This is a genomic window from Deinococcus malanensis, assembly GCF_014647655.1.
Classification (GTDB): Bacteria; Deinococcota; Deinococci; order Deinococcales; family Deinococcaceae; genus Deinococcus; species Deinococcus malanensis.
The window spans coordinates 260,625-280,443 of the sequence record NZ_BMPP01000004.1 but is presented as its reverse complement, the minus strand read 5'-3'; the positions used below and the strand labels follow the sequence as shown (position 1 = coordinate 280,443).

At 66.4% G+C, this 19,819-nt stretch carries 22 protein-coding genes; 11 read left to right on the top strand and 11 right to left on the bottom strand.

The genetic code is table 11. The annotated features are described in order from the left end of the window. Window positions 1–18: 18 nt before the first annotated feature. The 3 genes from IEY49_RS06735 to IEY49_RS06725 are packed head-to-tail and all read right to left on the bottom strand — an operon-like array spanning window position 19 to window position 3,334. Window positions 19–1,620: a S49 family peptidase gene (locus IEY49_RS06735; protein ID WP_189005764.1), complete on the bottom strand. Its 1,602-nt coding sequence runs from the start codon at window positions 1,618–1,620 to the stop codon at window positions 19–21. 19 nt (window positions 1,621–1,639) lie between these two features. Continuing rightward, on the bottom strand, window positions 1,640–2,521 hold the full coding sequence (locus IEY49_RS06730; RefSeq protein WP_189005762.1) for a group III truncated hemoglobin: 882 nt from the start codon (window positions 2,519–2,521) through the stop codon (window positions 1,640–1,642). Beyond that, entirely contained in the window at window positions 2,522–3,334 is an 813-nt protein-coding gene (locus IEY49_RS06725; RefSeq protein ID WP_189005760.1) for a c-type cytochrome, read from the bottom strand. A 99-nt stretch (window positions 3,335–3,433) separates the two neighbouring features. Between IEY49_RS06725 and IEY49_RS06720 the strand changes: the two genes are divergently transcribed. After that, window positions 3,434–4,174, top strand: coding sequence for a helical backbone metal receptor (locus IEY49_RS06720; protein WP_189005758.1), 741 nt, complete (start codon window positions 3,434–3,436; stop codon window positions 4,172–4,174). On the opposite strand, the gene IEY49_RS06715 is transcribed toward IEY49_RS06720, so the two are convergent. From IEY49_RS06715 to IEY49_RS06700, 4 genes are read right to left on the bottom strand one after another with little or no spacing between them, the layout of a single operon-like run. Then, window positions 4,161–4,757 (bottom strand): TetR/AcrR family transcriptional regulator, encoded by a 597-nt coding sequence (locus IEY49_RS06715; protein WP_189005756.1) that lies wholly within the window; start codon window positions 4,755–4,757, stop codon window positions 4,161–4,163. The genes IEY49_RS06720 and IEY49_RS06715 overlap by 14 nt on opposite strands. A 46-nt stretch (window positions 4,758–4,803) precedes the next feature. Then, window positions 4,804–5,484 carry an LrgB family protein gene (locus IEY49_RS06710; RefSeq protein ID WP_189005754.1) on the bottom strand — a complete coding sequence of 227 codons (681 nt, stop codon included), beginning with the start codon at window positions 5,482–5,484 and terminating at the stop codon, window positions 4,804–4,806. After that, window positions 5,481–5,891: a CidA/LrgA family protein gene (locus IEY49_RS06705; RefSeq protein WP_189005753.1), complete on the bottom strand. Its 411-nt coding sequence runs from the start codon at window positions 5,889–5,891 to the stop codon at window positions 5,481–5,483. Before IEY49_RS06705 ends, IEY49_RS06710 begins: the two co-directional genes overlap by 4 nt. After that, window positions 5,888–6,586, bottom strand: coding sequence for a 5'-methylthioadenosine/adenosylhomocysteine nucleosidase (locus IEY49_RS06700; protein ID WP_189005752.1), 699 nt, complete (start codon window positions 6,584–6,586; stop codon window positions 5,888–5,890). Before IEY49_RS06700 ends, IEY49_RS06705 begins: the two co-directional genes overlap by 4 nt. 158 nt (window positions 6,587–6,744) lie before the next feature. On the opposite strand from IEY49_RS06700, the gene IEY49_RS06695 reads away from it, so the two are divergent. Beyond that, window positions 6,745–7,929 carry a MalY/PatB family protein gene (locus IEY49_RS06695; RefSeq protein ID WP_189005751.1) on the top strand — a complete coding sequence of 395 codons (1,185 nt, stop codon included), beginning with the start codon at window positions 6,745–6,747 and terminating at the stop codon, window positions 7,927–7,929. 95 nt (window positions 7,930–8,024) lie between these two features. Here IEY49_RS06695 and hisG read toward each other — a convergent pair whose 3' ends face one another. After that, window positions 8,025–8,669, bottom strand: coding sequence for an ATP phosphoribosyltransferase (gene hisG, locus IEY49_RS06690; protein WP_189005750.1), 645 nt, complete (start codon window positions 8,667–8,669; stop codon window positions 8,025–8,027). Next, window positions 8,666–9,859, bottom strand: coding sequence for an ATP phosphoribosyltransferase regulatory subunit (locus tag IEY49_RS06685; RefSeq protein WP_189005834.1), 1,194 nt, complete (start codon window positions 9,857–9,859; stop codon window positions 8,666–8,668). The genes hisG and IEY49_RS06685 overlap by 4 nt, the downstream gene beginning before the upstream one ends. Window positions 9,860–9,961: 102 nt before the next feature. Here IEY49_RS06685 and IEY49_RS06680 point away from each other — a divergent pair, with 102 nt between their 5' ends. The 5 genes from IEY49_RS06680 (at window position 9,962) to IEY49_RS06660 (ending at window position 14,060) form a co-directional block, all read left to right on the top strand. Continuing rightward, on the top strand, window positions 9,962–10,528 hold the full coding sequence (locus IEY49_RS06680; RefSeq protein ID WP_189005744.1) for a hypothetical protein: 567 nt from the start codon (window positions 9,962–9,964) through the stop codon (window positions 10,526–10,528). Window positions 10,529–10,592: 64 nt separating this feature from the next. After that, window positions 10,593–11,375, top strand: coding sequence for an endonuclease III domain-containing protein (locus tag IEY49_RS06675; RefSeq protein ID WP_229780678.1), 783 nt, complete (start codon window positions 10,593–10,595; stop codon window positions 11,373–11,375). After that, entirely contained in the window at window positions 11,368–12,420 is a 1,053-nt protein-coding gene (locus IEY49_RS06670) for a 3'(2'),5'-bisphosphate nucleotidase CysQ (RefSeq protein WP_189005742.1), read from the top strand. The genes IEY49_RS06675 and IEY49_RS06670 overlap by 8 nt, the downstream gene beginning before the upstream one ends. Next, window positions 12,417–13,001 carry a GNAT family N-acetyltransferase gene (locus IEY49_RS06665; protein WP_189005740.1) on the top strand — a complete coding sequence of 195 codons (585 nt, stop codon included), beginning with the start codon at window positions 12,417–12,419 and terminating at the stop codon, window positions 12,999–13,001. The genes IEY49_RS06670 and IEY49_RS06665 overlap by 4 nt, the downstream gene beginning before the upstream one ends. Before the next feature lie 135 nt (window positions 13,002–13,136). Continuing rightward, on the top strand, window positions 13,137–14,060 hold the full coding sequence (locus IEY49_RS06660; RefSeq protein WP_189005738.1) for an NAD(P)-dependent oxidoreductase: 924 nt from the start codon (window positions 13,137–13,139) through the stop codon (window positions 14,058–14,060). Between the two features lie 51 nt (window positions 14,061–14,111). Here the strand turns inward: IEY49_RS06660 and mnmA are convergent, their stop codons facing one another. Next, a complete protein-coding gene (mnmA, locus tag IEY49_RS06655; protein ID WP_189005736.1) occupies window positions 14,112–15,287 on the bottom strand; it encodes a tRNA 2-thiouridine(34) synthase MnmA in 1,176 nt (391 codons plus the stop codon). A 160-nt stretch (window positions 15,288–15,447) separates the two neighbouring features. Here mnmA and lysA point away from each other — a divergent pair, with 160 nt between their 5' ends. Beyond that, window positions 15,448–16,587, top strand: a complete 1,140-nt coding sequence (gene lysA / locus IEY49_RS06650) for a diaminopimelate decarboxylase (RefSeq protein WP_189005733.1) — start codon at window positions 15,448–15,450, stop codon at window positions 16,585–16,587. Window positions 16,588–16,732: 145 nt separating this feature from the next. Here lysA and IEY49_RS06645 read toward each other — a convergent pair whose 3' ends face one another. After that, window positions 16,733–17,587 carry an alpha/beta fold hydrolase gene (locus IEY49_RS06645; RefSeq protein ID WP_189005831.1) on the bottom strand — a complete coding sequence of 285 codons (855 nt, stop codon included), beginning with the start codon at window positions 17,585–17,587 and terminating at the stop codon, window positions 16,733–16,735. Window positions 17,588–17,856: 269 nt separating this feature from the next. On the opposite strand from IEY49_RS06645, the gene IEY49_RS06640 reads away from it, so the two are divergent. From IEY49_RS06640 to IEY49_RS06630, 3 genes are all read left to right on the top strand, one after another. Next, window positions 17,857–18,447 (top strand): TetR/AcrR family transcriptional regulator, encoded by a 591-nt coding sequence (locus IEY49_RS06640; RefSeq protein WP_229780677.1) that lies wholly within the window; start codon window positions 17,857–17,859, stop codon window positions 18,445–18,447. 136 nt (window positions 18,448–18,583) lie between these two features. After that, a complete protein-coding gene (locus IEY49_RS06635) occupies window positions 18,584–19,387 on the top strand; it encodes a TerC family protein (protein ID WP_189005729.1) in 804 nt (267 codons plus the stop codon). 179 nt (window positions 19,388–19,566) lie between these two features. Next, window positions 19,567–19,818 (top strand): NAD(P)H-dependent oxidoreductase subunit E, encoded by a 252-nt coding sequence (locus IEY49_RS06630; RefSeq protein WP_229780676.1) that lies wholly within the window; start codon window positions 19,567–19,569, stop codon window positions 19,816–19,818. Window position 19,819 lies beyond the last annotated feature (1 nt).

Sequence of the window (19,819 nt, the reverse complement as noted above, 5' to 3'; positions counted from 1 at the left end):
TGCACCTGCCTTGCGCGCTCAGCGGACCTTCACTTCCGCGTCAAACCAGGTCAGCACCCGCTCGTGTCCAAAAGGCCAGACCGTGACCTGAGCGGCTCGCACCGCTTCCTGGGCAAACTCGGGCAAGGGGCCGCTGCCCTTGGGCGTGGCGTTCCAGACTGGCGCGTCGTAGGGCAGGCCGGCAAACTCTGTGGCGCGCAGGATGCCGGTCTGCAGGTCGCCCAGTTCATCTACCAGCCCCAGCTCCAGGGCGTCGTGACCAGCCCAGATGCGGCCGCGGCCGATCTCGTTGACCCGCTCCTTGCTCAGCTTGCGGCCCTCGGCTACGCGGGTGATGAAGCGGTCGTACACCTCGGCGATGCCGCGCTCCACGTGCTGGCGTTCCTCGACGGTGTAAGGCCGTGACGCACTGTGCATCAGGGCGCGTTCGCGGCCGACCCGCTCGGGGTTCAGGCCATGGCGGGCATTGAATTCACGCATGATCGGCTTGCCACTGACCACACCGATGCTGCCGGTCAGGGTGTAGGGCGAGGCGACGATGTGACGGGCATGCGTGGCCAGGTAGTAGCCGCCGCTGGCCGCGTATTCGCCCATCACCACGACGACCGGCTTCTCGGATGTCGCCACCTCGCGCCACATCAGGTCGCTGGCCAGGGCACTGCCGCCGCCACTGTTGACATATACAACGATGGCCTTGGTCTTCTTGTCTTCCTTGGCGCGTCTCAGGGCGCCCACCACCGTGTCTGATCCAGCCATCGGTCCGCCCATCAGGGGAAGCGGAATCGGATTGTTGCGGCTCTTGCCGGGCACGATCGTGCCGATCACCGGAATCACCGCGATGCGGCCGGTCTTGGCGTTGGCCTTGCGTGGCATCAGCAGGTCCATCACGGCTGCCAGTGGACGGGTACCGGGTCCGACGAGTTCGTCCTCGTACGCGACCTTGGTGATTAACCCAGCGTCCAGCGCCCCCTGGGCAGAGGTCAGGTCGGCCTCCAGCCAGGCACGCGCAGTGTCCACACTCACCCCCCGGGCTGCGGCCAGATCCGAGGCCCAGGCTGTTTCCAGGCCGGTAATGTAGGCCTGCAACTGCTCGCGGTTGGCGTCGTCCATATGCTCCTGCGAGAAGCGGGTCAGCGCCGCCTTGTATTCCCGGATACGCAGGTTCTCGAATTCAATTCCCTGCTTCTTCAGGAAGGCACCGAGAAAGGTCGGCTCGGTGGCAAAGCCGGCCAACGCCACGTCGGCCGATTCAGGGGCGGCAATTTCCCGGGCGCCGCTTGCGGCAATCAGGGCCGTCATGGTCAGCTGAGGCAGGTAGGCCACGACCCGCTTGTCCTGGCCCAGACGCGAAAGCATTCCCCGTACCGCGTGGGCCGTGGCCGGTGAGCCGGTGAACCCGTGAATGCGCACCAGAACCCCATGCAGCCACTCGGCGTGACGCAGCTTTTCTACCTTGGCCCCCAGGGCTTCAAGCGTCTCGGTGCGGTTCAGCAGCGCCTGGATCGGGCTGCCGGGCTGCCGTTCCGGGTAGGGTCCCGTTACGTCCAGAATGACCCAGGTGGGGTGCGAAACCCCGTCGGGCAGGGTCTTGTCCTTCAGAAAGGGAATGTTAGGAATCATACGGCCCAGAGTACGCTCCTCAGGAGGGGGACGTTCCCGCAGGCTCACGTTTGCTGCTTCTGGCAAGCTTCCCTGCCATGGCATGGGCCCTTGCCAGAAGCAGGCCGGCGGCCTCTGGGGGCAGGTGCGCGTGCGCCGCCAGGGTCAGCAGGCCGAGCCACCGATCCAGATGCGCTGTCCTCACACCCAGACCGGCGTGCACCGTGTTCAGGTTTCCGCGCCACGCAGGCTCCCCGCCCAGCATGGTGACCCAGAAGGCGGTTGCCCGGTCCAGATGGGCGTTCCAATCGGTCACGTGGGTGGTAAACACAGGCCCCAGCAGTTCGTCGGTCCGGGCGCGGGCATAGAAGTCGGCCAGCAGGGAACGCAGCGCTGCCTCGCCTCCCAGTTCCTCAAGCAGCGAGGCCGGCTGACGCGAGCGCAGAGCAGGCAGGGTGCTCAGGAAGTTGGCCACCATGTCCTCTGGCAGTTCCGGGCCTGCCCAGGCACTGACGCGTCCGGCGTGCCAGTGCTGGGGCCGTTCTTGCTGCCACACCAGAACCTCTGCGCCGCGGGGCGCGTGGGCCCATTCGAGCCCTTCATGTTCCTGGACAGCTGCGCCCAGCGCCCGGCCTGCAAGAGCGGCGCCTGAGCCCCAGGCGAGCACCGGCACACCGCGTCTGATAGCCTGAGTCAGCAGTTGCAGAGCGGCCCAGCGGTCGGGTCGGTCCCGAACATCACCCACCCGCTCTCCATCGTGGGGAACCAGCAGGCCGCCGCACCTGACCAGATCCGCTCGGGTGGCCAGCGGCACCTTCAGCAGGGGAGAGAGGCTCAGTACCCGCAGGACTCGGAAGACGTGCGAGTCCTGGCCTGCAGCGGAAAAGCCCACCGGGATGGCGGGCCTTTCAGTAAAAGACATTCAGTTGAGGGTTTTGATGTGCCGGTAAATGTTGGTCACATCCGAATCGGTCAGCTGTTCCTTGGAGAAGCGCGGCATCGCGAGGGACAGTTCGCGCTCGGGCGTGCGGCCTTCACGTAGCGTGGCTGTGAACTGGTCCAGGGTCCAGGACTTGGGGCCATCGGCATCCGTCAGAGCCGGGCCGACGCCGCCCTGTCCTTCCTGCCCGTGGCATCCGGCGCAGCTGGCGGCGTAGGTGAACTTACCGGCCACGGGATCGCCCTTCGGATCACCGGCCAGGGCGTTTTCTGCAGGCGGCTGTCCGGTTGCGCCTGCAGAGTTGGTATCTGCACGGTTGCCCTCGTCGGTCTCACCACTGATGCCGCCGGGGCTGCGCTCGGCGCCATCGTCGGCCTGGGATTCCGGCGCAACCTCAGGGTTGCCCCCCGGCGCGGATTTGGCATCACCCGCCACGGTTCCGGTTTCGGGCGCCTGACCTGTGACGCCCGCGTTGGGCCCCCCGGCGTTGTTCTGCAGTTTGGTAACGTCGCGGTCCTGAACCACATTGGGTCCCGTTCCACCCGGCGCGGCCAGGGGGTCACCCTCTCCCGCGTTGACCGCAGCTTCCGTATCGGTCACCACGTCGTCCCCCTTGGTGCCTTCCATGTTCTTGCCGGCCTCGCCTTCCCCGTGGCCTTCGCCGGCCGCACCCTCGGTTCCGCCGTGGCCGGCTTCGGCCTGGTGCGGCGTGGTGGCCCGTTGAAAGGCCGCGAACGAGCCGCCCAGGGTCAGGGCCAGCAGCAGCGTCATGGAGACGGCGAACGTGTTCTTCATGTCTTCCACCCTACCATACGGTCAGGGGGCTTTTGCCCGGCCTGCACGGTGACGGGACAGTCCTGGAAGGTGATCTGGACAGGGTTTAGAGTAAGTGCCATGTTGCGCCTCGCCTCCTTGACCTCAAGCAACTCGGACATCCTGGCCGCCCTGGGAGCCGCCGGCTGGGTGGTGGCGGCAGACAGCCACAGTGACGCCCCAGGGCTGGAGGGCGCGCGGCGGGTGGGACCGGACCTGAACATTGACGTGGCCGCCGTGGCAGAGGCCCGGCCCGATCTGGTGCTGGCCAGCCTTAGCGTGCCGGGAATGGAAAGGGTCGTGCAGGCTCTGGGCGAAGCTGGGCTGCCGACGCTGGTGCTGGACCCGGTCAGCGTGGCCGAGACTCTGGCCGACATGCGCACCATTGCCCGTGCCATTGGTCTGCCGGAGCAGGGCGAGGCGCTGGTGTCCGATTTTCAGAACGAACTGGCGGCACTTCGTGGCAGCTACCCCCGGCCTCCCCGGGTGCTGGTGGAGTGGTGGCCCCGGCCGATCATTGCGGCGACGCGCGACTCATGGGTGACAGAACTGCTCAGCGCCCTGGGAGCTGAGAACGCACTGGGTGAGCAGCCGGGGCGCAGCCGGCCGCTGACCCTGGATGAAGTCCGCGCGGCACGGCCAGACCTGATCGTCTGCTCCTGGTGCGGCGCCCGCAAGCTGCGCCCTGAGGTGATCGAAGCGCGGGGTCTGGGCGTGCCGGTCAGTGCTATCCACGAAAGCGGACTGGGCCGGCCCGGGCCACGCCTGCTCGAGGGTGCCCGGGCCCTCCGGCAGGCGCTGGACGCGCTCAGGCTCCCTTGAAGGGGCCGCCCAGAATAGCCTGCACGCCGGCCACGCAGTCGGCCCGGTACAGTTCCAGATCTGGGGCAGGGTCGGCCACAAAACGCACGCTGAGACCCTCAACCAGTGCGCGCAGCTGACGCGCCCGGCGTTCGGCGCCGTGCTCACCCGCGAGGCGCGCCAGCTCCATATCGAGTTCCAGCGTCTCTCTGACGAAATCACGTTGAACGGCCATCAGTTCAGGGTCGCGGGTGGCGGCGGCCAGAAAGTCCAGGGAGACGGTATAGAAACGCCGGGTGTTGTCCACGCCGAAAAACTGGTTGTCCACAAAAGCCGCCAGCTTGGCGTCCGGTGACTCCGCCTGCCGCAACGCCCGGCGGGTCGCCACCCCGATGGTGCGGGTGAACCGCCGCACGACTGCAGCCAGCAGGCCAGCGCGGCTGCCGAAGTGGTAGACCAGAGTGCCGCGGCTGACCCCGGCATGAGCGGCGATATCGGCCAGGGTGACGCCGGCGTAGCCGCGTTCGTAGATGGCCAGGTATGCTGCCTTTTCCAGCGCTGCACGTCGGGACCGTTCCTGAATGGGGTTGACCTTGCGCGCCATTGCCCGACAGCATCCCGTGCGTGCCTGGGGCGAGTCAACCGCTGAATCAGGGGGAGCCTCGACCCGAGCTTTCCGCCAGGACTGCCACCACCAGGGTCACGCTCAGCGCCGCAAGTCCCATGCCCAGGCTGCTCGCCGCACCCGTCTCTTCACTTTCCTCGCGCGCGCGCGCGGTGCCGATACCATGCGCCACGCTGCCCATGGCGATGCCACGGGCCAGGGGATGGCGCACGCGCAAGAGGGTCAGGGCCGGCGGCAGAACCAGCGCCCCCACCAGTCCGGACAGCACTGCCAGCGTCGCCGCCAGGGCTGGAGGGGCGTGGGTGAACTGTGCCAGCTGCAGCGCTACCGGGCTGGTCACCGGCGCAGTGCTGAGGCTCCGGGCTGCGTCCGGCGACAGCTGCAGGACACGTGGCAACCAGGTGTCCACCGCCATGCCGGACAGGGTGCCGCACATGCCACCGGCCAGCAGTGCGCGCCACTGCCGGGCGAGCAGGCCGCTCAGCCGGTACATCGGGACGGCCAGTGCCACGACCGCTGGCCCCAGCAGGAAGGTCAGGGGCTCGACCTCACGCAGGTAACTCGCGTACGGATGACGTGCAATCAGCAGCGCCCCGGCGATCAGCAGTGTGGCCACCAGCGTGGGATTGGCCAGGGGAGAGCGCAAGCGGCCCTGCAGCAGACTCCCCAGTACAAAGGCCAGCAGGGTCAGGGCCAGCCAGATCATGTCTGCTCTGGCGCCGGAAGGTCGGGCCGTACCAGCTGCGAAGCAATCACGCCCGCCACGCCTGCCCCCACCAGAACCCCGGAAGTCATGACCAGCAGCCACAGACTCCAGGCCGCTCCGGCCGATAGAAACTGAATGAATCCCACAGTAGCGGGAACAAACAGCAGTCCCAGCACACCCAGCAGGCCATCGGCAGCCGGGGTGATCCAGTGCAGCTTCACTGCGCCGAGCCCCAGCGCGGCCCACAGCAGCGCCAGCCCCGCGACTGAGCCTGGCAGCGGCAGCCCGGCAGTACGCACCAGCAGTTCACCAGCCGCCGCAAAGGTGCTCAGCATCCCCAGCCCCAGCACAAAACGTGTGGTGGCCGGCAGGCGGGCCGTGAGGGACAGTGGGGCAACCGGCGTCACGCGCTTGTGGGGACCAGCCGCGACAGCATGCCACGCACCACCTGCTTGGCGTGCCGCGCCACCAGTGGCATAAAGGTGCGGTAATCCACGTTGGCGTCGTGATCGGCGGTGTCGCTGACGCTGCGGATCACCACAAAGGGAATGCCGGCCTTGGCGCACACCTGGGCGACGGCAGCGCCCTCCATCTCGGCGCACGCGGCTCCGAAGGTGGTCCACAGCCGCTGCACTCCCTCGCGGGAGGCGATGAACTGGTCTCCACTGGCGACCCGGCCGGAGAGAACGTGCACCCCTCCCACTTCCCGGGCCGCCTGCAGGGCAACCGTGCGCAGGGTCTCATCGGCGGGCCAGGCAGGCAGTTCGCCCGGTACCGTGCCAAGCGGATAGTCCAGGGCGCGCACATCCACATCGTGCTGCATGCAATCGGTGCTGACCACGATGTCTCCTACGCGCAGTTCCGGGTGGACGCCGCCGGCGACGCCGGTAAAGATGACGCGGCTGGCCCCCTGGGTCAGCAGATAGGTGGTGGTCATGGCCGCGTTGACCTTCCCGATCCCGGCGCGGGTGACCAGCACCGGCACGCCGTCCAGGACACCACGGTGCAGGGTCACTCCTGGAAAGATCAGTTCTTCATGCGCGGTGAGGTCCGCGAGCAGCAACTCGATTTCTTCGTCCATTGCGCCAATAATTGCCAGCATTCCTGCCAGTGTACTGCCGGATCAGATGCACTTCTTCCCAGCCGGGCCGTTTTCATCGGAACGTTCAGGTGGTGCTATACCAGTGCGGCGCCACACAGGTCCGGGGCGTATGCCCGGGCCGCATCCGGGACTCAGGGGGCCGCATTATCCTGCCCTCTATGGCCCAGGTTGCTGATCTTCACGGCGCGCTCTCACGGGAGTCGCTGCGCCACCCGGACTCCTACAAGTGGACCCTGCATCCGGAAGACGTGATCCCCATGTGGATCGCGGATATGGACTTTCCCGTGGCACCCCCCATCGTGGCGGCGCTGCAGGAGCGCCTGACCCGCGGTCTTGGCTACGCGCAGCTGAACGGCGACCCGGTGCTGAAAGCCGCCCTGCGTGAGCATCTGGCCGGGCATGGTCTGAGTGGCCTGCACGACGAGGGCATCTCGTTCCTGCCTGGGGTCGTTCCTGGAATTTACGCGGCCGTGCATGCCCTGACCACCCCGGGCGAGGCGGTGGTCACCATGACGCCGGTGTATCACCCCTTTCACCTGAGCATCACCGATCTGGGCCGTCGCGTTGCCGGGGTCCCGCTGCGGGACGCCGAGGGTGGGTACGAAATCAACTTTGCAGCGCTGGACGCGGCCTCACGCGGCAGCCGGCTGCTGCTGCTGTGTCACCCGCACAATCCGACCGGCCGGATCTGGAGCGCCGAGGAACTGGGCCGGCTCCGAGCCCTCGCCGTGGCGCGGGACCTTTTTGTGGTCAGCGACGAACTGCACGCCGACCTGCGTTACACCGGCGCCCCATTCGAGGCCTTCGCCGCCGACCCGAAGGTCCGCAGCCGGACCCTGACGCTGACAGGTCCCTGCAAGGCGTACAACACCGCCGGACTGGGCATAGGCGCGATGGTCGGACATAACGAGAAACTCGTTGCGCGTGTACGTGCGGCCACAGGTGGCCTGATGGGCCATGAGTCGGCCCTGAGCGTCACCATGTGGCAGGCGGCGCTGCGCGAAGGAGGGCCGTGGCTCCGGGAGACCCTGGCGTATCTGCAGGGCAACCGCGATTTCCTGAGCAGCTACCTGTGTGAGCATCTACCGTGGGTGCGCTTCCACCCCATGCAGAGCACCTACCTGGCTTGGCTGGACCTGCGGGCCCATCCTCGTGCCGGCGATATTCAGGAATTTTTGCTGCAGGAAGCCAGAGTGGCCGTGCATAATGGCCCGCTGTTTGCACCCGATCCACAAAAGCCCCAGTACCAGGGCTTTATCCGCCTGAACTTCGCCACCAGCCGCGACATTCTGGAAGAGGCCCTGAACCGGATGCGAGACGCCCTCACCCACGAGATGCAGTAGGACCCGCGGTCATCCGGCTGTCTGGGCAACAGCGGGGTGTACGAAACGCGAAATGGGAAAGGCGGACGCTGGACGTGCGTCTGCCTCTTTCTGTATCAGGCCGGCTCGCTCTGGATCAGCTCCCGCAGCCGCTCGATCAGGGGCCGCAGCCGTTCGCGGCGCAGCTTCAGTGCCGCCCGGTTGACGACCAGCCGCGCGGTGGAGTGGAACAGCACATCCAATTCTTCGAGGTTGTTGGCGCGCAGGGTGCTGCCGGTCTGTACCAGATCGACCACCGCGTCAGCCAGTCCGGTCAGGGCGGCCAGTTCAATGTTGCCGCTGAGCTTGACGATCTCGGCTGGAATGCCCCGGGCATTGAGGTATTCGCGCGTGGCGCGGGGGTACTTGGTGCCTACCCGTTGTATGGGTCCTGCCGCGCCCACTTCGCGGATCAGTGACAGGCGACAGCCGGCAAAGCGCAGGTCCACAGGCTCATACACCTGCCGGCCGGATTCCAGCAGCACGTCCTTGCCGACAATGCCAGCATCTGCCACGCCAAGATCAACGTAGACCGGCACGTCCTGATTGCGCAGTTCCAGCACGGTCACGCCAGGAAATTCATGGCGCAGGGCCCGGGATTTTTCCGGCATGGTCAGCGGAAGGCCGGCGTGCGACAGCAGCGTGACCGCCTCTTCCAGAATGCGTCCTTTGGGCAGGGCCAGGGTCAGGTGATCCGGGGTGCGGGTGCCTGCCGGGGTCATGCGCCGCTCCCGCTGGCAGGGGCGCTGGCCTCGAACAGGTCGGTGCCCCGGGCCCAGCGCCGGATGCCACGCGCAGCGCAGAAGGCCCGTAACTCGGCCTGATCCGCGGTCCAGGCCAGTTCGGCTGTGAACCCGGCCGCCCGGGCAGCCAGCGCCCCTTCCAGATCGAGGGCCAGCACCACTTCCGGCTCGGGGGGCAGCAGCGGGGCCAGCACGCCGGTCAGGCGCTCCAGGCCAATGGCAAAACCTGCGCCGGGCAGCCCGTCTTCCAGCGCGTACCGCCCGCCGCCCAGGACCGGCTGGTTCAGACCGTCAGCGTAGGCTCGGAAGGTCACGCCGGTGTAATAGCCGTAGCGCCGGCTGACGCCCAGGTCGAACAGCAGCGGGCCACCGTAGTGGGCAGCGACCGCCCGCAGATGCGCCACGGCCGCCTGGGCACGCGCGCCTCGGGCCATGCGCGCCGCGTCGTCCAGAACCTCCGGCCCGCCGTACAGGTCGGTCAGGTCGTGCAGGGTCCGGGTGATTTCGGGAGCCAGGGCCGCTTGGGTGGCCAGCAGGTCCAGGTCGGCGCCACTCTTGCGGTCGATCGCGTCGTGCAGCGCGTCGCGGGCGTCCTCGGGCAGCCCGGCGTCCTCCAGCACGGCGTCCACAAAGCCGGGGAAGCCCAGTTCCAGCTGGGCACTCACGCCAACTTCGGACAGTGCGGCCGCCGCCAGATGCAGCAGCTCGGCGTCGGACTGCGGCGTATCGACCCCCAGCAGTTCCACACCGACCTGATTGAACTCGCGCAGGCGGCCCAGTTCGCTGGTCTGGGTACGCAGCCACAGCCGCCCGCTGTACTGAAGGCGCAGGGGGAAAGGTCCCTGTGGAAAGCGCAGCCGCACCAGCCGCCCGATGGCCGTGGTGAACTCACTGCGCAGCGCCAGCACCTGTCCCCCGGAGTCGATCAGTTTGAAGGCGCGGCGGTCCTGCGGGTGCGACGGATCGGCGTACTCCAGAGAAGGCAGTTCCACGCCCCGGTAGCCCCAGCCCCGGAACAGCGCCGAGAGGCGGGCACGCAGGTGCTCACGCTGGGCCCACTCGGGCGGCAGGACGTCCCGCGTGCCCTCGGGAATGGCGGAGGAGGCCGGGGCGCTTCGGGAAGCGGTGCGGTTCTGGGCCGCTCGGACAGGAGCACTCACGCGCCGCATTGTACGGGTGGGCACCGGGGTGGTGGCAGGCTGGATAGGTGACGCACTCCTTCAGGGCACCTGGCTCTTTTGCAGCGCGGCGCCCTGCGTATACTTCCTCTTATGTACCGCCCGCTGTGTCTGCTGCCTCTGCTGCTCCTGGTCATGGGAAGCTGCGCCCGTCAGACCGACACTTTTAAACCCCGCATCACTATCACCAGCGGTAACGGCAGTGGGGTCAGCCGCGAGAAGACCTTCAGTGTGCAGGGCTATGTGCTCGACGATACCGGGGTAGCCGGTATCACCGTGGACGATCAGCCGGTCAGCGTGGAACCGGGCCGCCGGCTCGTGCAGTTCCGCTTCCAGGCGCAGGTCGAGGGTGGCCGGGGAGAGTACACCATCACGGCCCGCGACGCGGCCGGCAACCGCAGCACCATGACCCTGCCGGTCACCGTGGACAACCAGAGCCCGGCCATCAAGGTGACCCGCTACGAGCGCACGGGGAATACCATCCGGGTCGCGGGCGTGGTCACCGACGACATCCGGGTGACTCAGGTGCTGGTCGACGGCAACCGCCTGAACATCACCCCGGGTCCGCGTGTGGAGTTCTATGCCGAGACCAGTGGGATCTGGGCCGACATCGAAGTAATGGACGCCGCCGGCAACACGCGCAAGCAGCGTGCCCGATAGGCCAGTCCGGCTGACCGGATGGCGGACCACGGTCGCCCTCCTGCCGGCCCGCTAGCGTGGGTTGGTGCCTCCCCGAGCCTCCCGCCCACCGCTGCATGAGCAGACACCGCCGCCTGACTGGCTGCCCGAGGTGATCGCCCGGCTACGGGCGGAGTACCATCCTGACCTGCCCCTGCCGCGTCCGGAACGCCAGGTTCTGGATGCCCTGCTTCGCACGCTGCTGAGTCAGCAGAACACCTCGACTGTGGCCGCACGGCAATTTGCGGCCCTGAAGGCGGCCTACCCTCGCTGGGAGGCGGCGCTGCTGGACGGCCCGGATGGAATCGAGACCGTCCTCCGGGACGCAGGCGGCGGACTGGCGCGGATCAAGGCCGGTTACATTCATGGAATCCTGGCGCACCTGCACGAGCACCTGGGGACCCTTGACCTAGCGGCCACCCGGCAGCTCAATGACCAGGAGGCCCGCAACCTGCTGGAGGGCCTGCCGGGTATAGGCATGAAAACCGCCAGTCTTGTCCTTCTGTTCGATCTGTTGCGACCGGCGCTGCCTGTGGACACGAATATCGAGCGCGTGGCCAAGCGGCTGGAACTCTTTCCTCAGCGCTGGACAGCCGAGAAGGTCGAACGCTGGTTCGATGCTGTGGTGCCGCGCGAGTGGGCACAGCGCGCTGCCTTTCATGTCGCCGGTGTCCGGCACGGCCGCCTGACCTGCCGTCCCCGCGAGCCCCGCTGTGACCGGTGCGTGCTCCAGGACCTGTGCCCTTCAGCGGCCTTGCTCGGCCCTTCGGAGACCAGGGGTGTAAGGTCGCGCGGAGAGCGTAACCCCGTATCTTCGGAGCATGACTGATCTTCCGAATCCTTCTGGCCTTGTCGCCGAGCTGCAGGTGGCCATCCGCCTGGCCCGAGAGGCCGGCGAACTGCTGCGGTCTCACCTCCGCGCCGGCCTGACCGTTGAACACAAGACGTCAGCGGACGACCCGGTCACGGCAGCCGACCGTGAGGCGTCCACCCTGATTGTCCGTGGCCTGCGCGAGGCTTACCCGGCCGACGGCCTGCTCAGTGAGGAGGAAGTGGATGCCCCCGAGCGCCTTGTGTGTCAACGGGTGTGGATTATCGACCCGATTGACGGCACCAAGGAATTTACCTCCGGCAGCCCTGACTACTGCGTCAGCATTGGCCTGAGCATCGACGGCCAGCCGGAACTGGGTGTGGTGTATGCGCCAGCCACCGACGAACTGTTCAGCGGCGTGGTCGGCCACGGTGTACAGAAGAACGGTCAGGCGACCGGGTTCAGTCGCCGGGACCGGTACGTGGTAAGTGTGTCAGACACCGAGTTCACGCGGGAACTGCACCGCCATGACTTGCCTGGCATGGCGCCGAGCGGCAGTATTGCCCTGAAACTCGCGCGCATCGCTGCCGGGGAGGCCGACGCGACCTTCACCATGTCGCCCCGCAGCGAGTGGGATATTGCCGCCGGGCACGCCCTGGTGCGGGCCTCTGGAGGTGACCTGCGTCGCCGCGATGGTCGCCCGGTGGTTTACAACACCGCCCGTCCGCACATTGAGCAGGGCCTGCTGGCGGGGCGTCTGGAAGCCATGAGCTGGCTGGACACCGAACTGTCGAGCCGGGCGCTTCCGACCGCTCACCTGGGGCTGGGGTCACAGGACCCAGCCTGGAGCGTGCTGGCCCCCGACGACCAGAAGCAGCTCGGCGCCCACCCCGGCGTCAGCGTCAGACACGTGGCTGGTCAGCTCCTGGCATTGCTGGTGGTGGACCCACGTACAGGCCTGGTGCAGCGTGCCGAGGGCGACGCGTTTCACCTGGAGCGCCTCACCCGTGACGTCACGCGTGCCCGGGGCACCCTGAAGGAAGGCTCACCGGGAGAGGCATGACCGGGGGGGACGCCGACCCGTTCGTTCATTGGGGGCGGGTGACCCTCAAGCCGGTCCTGGACTTCACAGCGGGCGAATGGCGGACGCTGCACCGCTTTTTTCGGGACCGCGAACTGGCCGACTGGAACGATGCCCGGCCCATCCGAATGCCCGAATGGCTGTTCCGGCGTGTCATGAGGGACGAGGAAAAGACGGGAGAGCGCGCCGGATTCGGCATTCTCGACGAGGCCGGCAGCCTGATCGGCAGTGCCGAGCTGTATGACCTGACGCCGCCTCCCCCGGCGACCCCCACACGGGCCACGCTGGGGGTCATGATTGGCCGGCCAGAATTGTGGGGACAGGGATACGGCCGGGAGGCGGTGCAGGCCCTGATGTTGTGGGCCTTCGTACGGCGGGAGCAGCCGCTGTCCAGGGTCCGTCTGACGACTTTCGGGCACAACCGCCGCGCACAGAGGGCCTTCCTGGCGTGTGGATTCCGTGAGGTGGGACGCAGTGAGGTCCCCGGGCGCACCGACGTCAATATGGAACTCACGCGCGCCGAGTGGTTGACGCGTTGGGCACCTGATACGGATTCCGCTTGATTCCAGCAGATCCCAGAGAAGCGCCGGGATGCGGGGTAAAGCTGCATCCCGTATTTTTTTACCTTGTATCCGCCCGGAACAGCCCGTATAGAAAGTGAAGCTGTTCGGAATGGGTATGACACGGCACAATAGGCCATGCGCGTTCTGGTACCCGATCTGCCCGAATTCCGAAACCTGACCCACCCGGACGAGAACGGGGTGCCGGGCGTGACGTTCAGCCACTACACCCGGAGCGAGGTGCCGGACGGCCCAGCCGACGGTGCAGTGCTGTGGCTGACCAGCGCTGAGACCCGCCAGCGACTGATGCAGACCCCGGGACTGAAATGGGTGCTGACACTGACTGCCGGAATTGACCATGTGCGGACCGCGCTGCCGGAGGGGGTACGGCTGTACAACGCCAGCCGCCTGCACGACCGGGCTGTCGCTGTGCACGTGGTCGCCGGTATGCTCGGTGCCATGCGTGGGCTTCACCGTTTCCGCGACGCGCAGGGGCGGGGCCGGTGGACGGCGCCCCGCGCTCCCGGCTCTTCGGGCCTGGAAACGCTGGACGGCCGGATGGTCGTGCTGTGGGGGTACGGGCATATCGGCCGTCATGTCGAAGATTTCCTGAGGCCCTTTGGCGCTCAGGTCCACGGCATCCGCAGCTCGACCCCCGTGCAGGAACGCGATGATCTGCTCCGGTCTGCCGATTGGGTCGTGCTTCTTCTCCCCAGTACACCGGAAACCCGGGGCGCCGTAAATGCAGATGTCCTGGCGCTGCTGCGCCCTGGGGCCTGGATCAGCAATCAGGGACGTGGCAACCTGATCGTTACCGAAGATCTGCTGGCTGCTCTTCAAAGTAGGGCTCTTGGGGGAGCAGTGCTGGACGTCACGGATCCCGAGCCTCTTCCGGAGGACCATCCACTCTGGGCTCAGGAAAACGTGATCATCACGCCCCATATCGCCAGCACCACCACCGATCTGGTGCACCGGGGGGCCATGCTGACGCGTGACTTTCTGCTGGACCTGCTGCAGGACGTGGAGCCGCCAGGGTTGGTGGATCTCCGCCGGAGCTACTGAATCAGACGAAAGGCGGCGAGCCTGAAAGCTCGCCGCCTTAAAACACTGCCTTTAAACCGGCGCGCCTGTCGGGCGGCGCTTCGGTGCAGGCTGTAATGCAGGAAGATCGCGGGCATGGTCCTCGATCAGGCCGCCGCCCAGCAGCCTTGGTCCGGCATAAAGGACAGCGCTCTGGCCGGGCGCCACCGCAAACTGCGGTTCGGCGAATGCCAGCTCAAAGCCCTGCTCGTCGGCGTGCACTACACGAGCCTTGACCGGAGCTGTCCGGTAACGTACTTGCACTTCCAGCTCCTGGGGCAGGTCGCGCAGGTCCAGCAGATAGTTGGCGCTGCCGGCGCGCAGCCCGGTCCACATGCAGTCTTCATAGTCCCCGACCCAGACGGTATTCGTGGCCGGGTCCAGGTGCACCACGTGCCTGACCCGGTGCGACTGATACAGACCAAGCCCCTTTTTCTGGCCCAGGGTGTAGAACTGCGTCCCCAGGTGCTCGCCCACGACCTCACCGCTGGCAACCTCACGGATATAGCCGGTGGCCTGGGGCAGGTGCTCGGCCACGAAGTCCTGAACCTTACCCGGCACGAAGCAGATGTTCTGGCTTTCCGGCTTGCGGGCAGTCAGCAGCCCACGTTCCTCGGCGATCTGGCGCACCTGCGGCTTTTCCAGCTCGCCGACCGGAAACAGGATGTAGGGCAGGGCGTCACGCGGTGTGCCCCATAGGAAGTAGGTCTGGTCCTTACGGGGATCGTCCCCGCGCCAGAACTCGACCTCGCCAGCCGCATTTTCCACCCGCTTGACATAATGGCCGGTCGCCACGTAGCGGCAGCCGAGCATCTTGGCCTTCTTGACCAGCTCGTCGAACTTGACCTTGGTGTTGCAGTTCACGCAGGGGTTGGGCGTACGTCCACGCGAGTACTCGTCCAGGAATGGCCCCACGATGTGGCGCTGGAACTGCTCGCGGTAGTCCAGCAGATAGAACGGCACGCCCACCTGTTCCGCCACGCGGCGGGCCTCATAGGCCGCGTCCGGCGAGCAGCAGGTATCGAAGGTGTCGACCCGCTTGTCATCCGGCCAGAAGCGCATCATGGCGCCAACCACCTGATAACCCTGATCCTTGAGCAGGGCCGCCGTGACGCTGCTGTCCACCCCACCTGACATGGCGCACAGCACCCGTTCCCCCTGCTGGGTGGGTGAGTCGGTGCGGGCAGAAGTGGAGGTGACCGTCGTCATACAGCCGGGCAGCTTAACAGCTTTTTTCGTTGCCTGGCGTGAGGCGGACGGCAATTGAGGGCCCCGTTTTCGAGGGGCCGTCGCACCCTGCGCCAAGCGGTAGAAGGGCAATGCGCCTGCTGAGTCCTGGCCCTCAGGTTCATCGCTTACACTCGCTGGCGTGACTTTGCCTGCCGCTGCCCTGCATGACGCCGCCGCCCGCTTCGGAACTCCTCTGTATGTGTATGACGCTTCTGAGCTGGACGCTGCGCTGGAGCGTGTACGCGCTGCATTTGGAAACGCCCGTGTGCACTACGCCATGAAGGCCAATCCCAACCTGCACCTGCTGCGCCGCCTGCACGCCGCCGGCGTGGGCTTTGAATGTGTCAGTCCGGGTGAGATTGCCCGCGCCGAGTACCTGGGCGCCGCAGGGGAGACCCTGATCATCAACGGACCAGCCAAGAGCGACACTGAATACGCCGCCGGCGCGCGTCTGGGCGCCACCTTCGTGGTAGACCGCGAGGAAGAGGTCGGGCTGCTGCCCTCTAGATCCCGAGCGCTGGTCCGGGTCAATCCGGCGCTGAGCGTCAGTACCCATGACCACCTGGCCACCGGATCAGAGAGAAGCAAATTCGGGGTGACGCTGGAACAGGCGCCGCGTGTCCTGGAGGCCCTCCGCGCTGCCGGGCATATCGCGCTGGGCCTGCACGTGCATATTGGCAGCGCCATCCGTGACGCGGCGGACTTCACGGCAGCCTTCGGGCGTCTGAGCGACTTGCGGTCACAGACGGGGCCGCTCGCGGTGCTGGACGCCGGTGGAGGCTGGGGACTGGGGGCCGACCTGCCCGGCATTGCCCGTGAGGCCCACGCCGCCGCGGCCGTATTCGAAGCGCAGCTGTGGGTCGAACCCGGCCGTTACCTGGTGGCCCAGGCCGGCACCCTGCTGACCCGGGTGGTCGGTACCAAGCGCACCGGCCGGCCTTTCGTGCTGGTGGACGCCGGCATGACTGAGCTGATGCGCCCGATGCTGTACGGCGCGGCGCATCCGGTCACGCCCCTGTGGGAAGGCACCGAGCACAGCTGCTGGGACGTTGCCGGACCCGCCTGCGAAAGCGGCGACCTGCTGGCGCGCGAGGTCACGTTGCCCGCTCCATCGCGCGGGGATTTGCTCGCCATCGGTGAGGCTGGCGCTTACGGCGCGGCCATGAGCGGTACCTACCTGACCCGCAGCCGGCCCGCCGAGGTGCTCTGGAACGGAGGCGACTGGCATCTGATCCGCCAGCGGGAGACGCCGCAGGACGTCTGGGCTGCCGAGCTTTAAAGCATTGGCCAAAGAGACAGCACTTACTGACTGAGCGGGACGGGTGGATTTTACCGGACAGAATGCACTATGGCGCTGCCGAGAGTCTGTTTTCTTGGTGGTGCCATTCGGGGAACTGCGCCAGGCCTGCTCCTGACTGTTCCTCTCAGGTCTGAGCCTGCAGAAAGTCGATCAGCAGGTTGTTCACCTTAACGGGCTCATCACGCATGACCCAGTGACTGGCCCGGGGCAGACGGACCAGACGCATGTCCCTTACCCAGGGCTGTGCCTCGGCCATCTCTGGGATCAGGGCCGCGTCGCGCTGACCCCAGATGACCAGGGTGGGTGAGTCGACCTTCTCGTTGTCCGGCTGACGGCTCAGGCCGTGGCGCGTGCCGCAACGCCGCAGGGCCCGGTAATAGTTGACCATGCCGCGCGCCGCCCCGGGCTGCCTCCACGCTGTACGGTACAGCCGCATGTCCTGCGGCGTGAACGCGTCCTGCCGGGTCCCCCGCAGCGCCCAGCGCCCGAAACGTTCCAGGAGCAGTTCCGGCAGTACAGGCAGCTGAAACAGATACACGTACCACGACCGTTTGAGCTGCTCCGGGTGTTTCATGCCCCTGCGTGCAGCGCCCGGATGTGGCGCGTTCAGGATAACCAGTCGGTCCACGGCCTCCGGCTGTCGAATTGCCAGCTGCCACGCCACAATGCCTCCCCAGTCGTGGCCGACCACATGTGCGCGACCGGCACCAAGTGCACGGATCAGCTTCGCGATGTCCTCCTGGAGGGTCTGGACCCGGTATGCCTCGATGTCCTGAGGCTTTTCACTGAGGTTGTAGCCTCGCATGTCGGGGGCCACCACGCGGAAGCCCGCGCGTGCCAGCGGGCCGATCTGATGTTCCCAGGCCCGCCAGTATTCCGGGAAGCCGTGCAGGAGCACCACCAGGGGCCCCGCTGCTGGTCCTGCCTCCACGTAGTGCAGGCGCACGCCGTTGACCCGGATCTCGTGTTCGGTCCACATCGTGCCAGTCTGACATCCAGCCTGGCGGCACGCGGCCTGGTCTGCCACCAGGGCCAAAACCGTGGTGTCGCGCTGAGAGGATGCCCCGGCGTTCCAGCCCTTCAGGTGGCTCATCACATGCCACCGATAACAAAACTGGAGCACCCGGCAGCACAGCAGACGCTCAGGCCCTGCCTGGAACGGGGCGGCAGGGCTGAAGGGAAGGTGCGCCGACAGGCTGGACCGCGGCGCCCTCCCCGGTCGACATGAGGCCCGAGTATCATGAGGACGTGACCGTTTCGACCCCGTACAGCTCCGCCCCTGACAGCACCCGCGCGCGTATTCAGCAGGAGGCGGCGCGGCTGTTCGTGGCCAGCGGATACCACGGCGTCAGCATGCGTGAGGTGGCAGAAGCGGTGGGCGTGACCAAACCGGCCCTGTATCACCACTACGCCGACAAGGAAGCCCTGTTCCTGGCCATGCTGGACGGCGCACTGGCCGGCCTGGGCCGCCTGGTGGCCCACGCTTCTGCCCAGCAGGGCATCCGGGCCCAGCTCGAGACTCTCGTTGGCGAACTGGTGGCCAGCGCTCCCGAGCAGCGTGTCGGCCTGCAACTGGCCAGCGAACTGCGCCATGTCTCGCCGGAACGCCGGGCCGCGTTCGAAGGCGAGTACCGACGCGTGTGGATGGGTGGTCTGGCCGCCCTGTTCGAGGAGGCCGCCTCACGTGGAGAGCTTCGCGCTGACCTGCCGCCTCCGGTTCTGGCAAGAGCATTTCTGGCCATCTCGTATCCGCTGGTGTCGGGTCCTGTACCCCCCGAACCCCAGCAGACGGCCCGGGCCCTGCTGGCGGTGTACCTGGACGGAGCCGCACCCCGCTGAGCAAATTTATGCAAGTCGGATAGAAGGTTTTTGTCTGCCCCGCATAATCGTTGCACAATCTTTTCCGGAGCCTGACCTGTAGCACGTCCCGATCTGCTGGGGTGCCTCTTCTTCAGCTGTACCTACACCGGAAGGCATGAAAGTGCCTCCCACTCATATTTCACTGGAGTGTGCATTCGTGGAATCACTGTTTTCCTGGATTACTCAACCTGAAGCCTGGCTGGCATTCGGCACCCTGCTGCTCCTGGAAATTGTCCTGGGCATCGACAACGTTATTTTCATCTCCATCCTGGCGGCCAAGCTGCCGCCCGAGCAGCAGGCGCGTGCCCGCACCATCGGACTGATGGGAGCCATGCTGATGCGCCTGGGCCTGCTGTTTTCCATCACCTGGATCTACCGCCTCAAGGACGACCTGTTTACCCTGTTCGGTATGGGTTTTTCGGGGCGCGACCTGATCCTTATCGGTGGGGGTCTGTTTCTGCTTTATAAGGCCGTCACCGAGATGCACGAGCAGCTCGAAGGTCCCGAGCACCACACACCGACGGCAGGGGGGCGTGTCGGGGCCAACTTCGCGGCCATCATCGGGCAGATCATGGTCCTGGACATTGTGTTCAGTCTGGATTCGGTAATCACGGCGGTCGGCATGGCTGACGATATCGGTGTGATGGTCTCGGCTGTGGTGGTTACAGTGCTGATCATGCTGGTGGCTGCCGGTCCGATCAGTGGCTTTGTGCAGGCCCATCCCACGGTCAAAATGCTGGCCCTGGCCTTTTTGCTGCTGATCGGAGTGAACCTGATTGCCGACGGTTTCGGCTTCAAGATTCCCAAGGGCTATACCTACTTTGCCATGGGCTTTGCGATCGCCGTGGAACTGCTCAATCTGCGCCTGCGCCGTGGTCGCCCGGTGGATCTGCACCCTACCGATCGTCAGCCGCACTGAGGCAACCCCGGACACGCTGATCGGAACAGGCTCCCGTTGCATGCGGGAGCCTGCCTGTTATCCCAAGAATGGATTACGCCTCAGGTCTGCGGGTCGGAGGGCAACTGTGCGGTCACTCTGTCTTCATCCGCTAGGATGTTCCGGCTGTATTCCGGCCATGAGGAGGCCCTGCTTTGTCCGTGACCCGTCTGGAAATCTGTACCGAACACCTGAGTATCGATCAGCGCGAAGATCTGCTGGACGCCGTATGGACGGCCCTGCGCATCAGTCCAGGCATGGTGACCGCTGACGGAAACGTCGAGCTTGCACTGTGCCAGTGCGGCCAGGGTGTTCTGCCCGAAGACGCGCCGTTTGTCCGGGTCGATGGCCGTGAGTACCGCAACGTCACGCCTGAGCGGCTCACGACCCTGATGCGGCGCTGGGTTCGCTGAC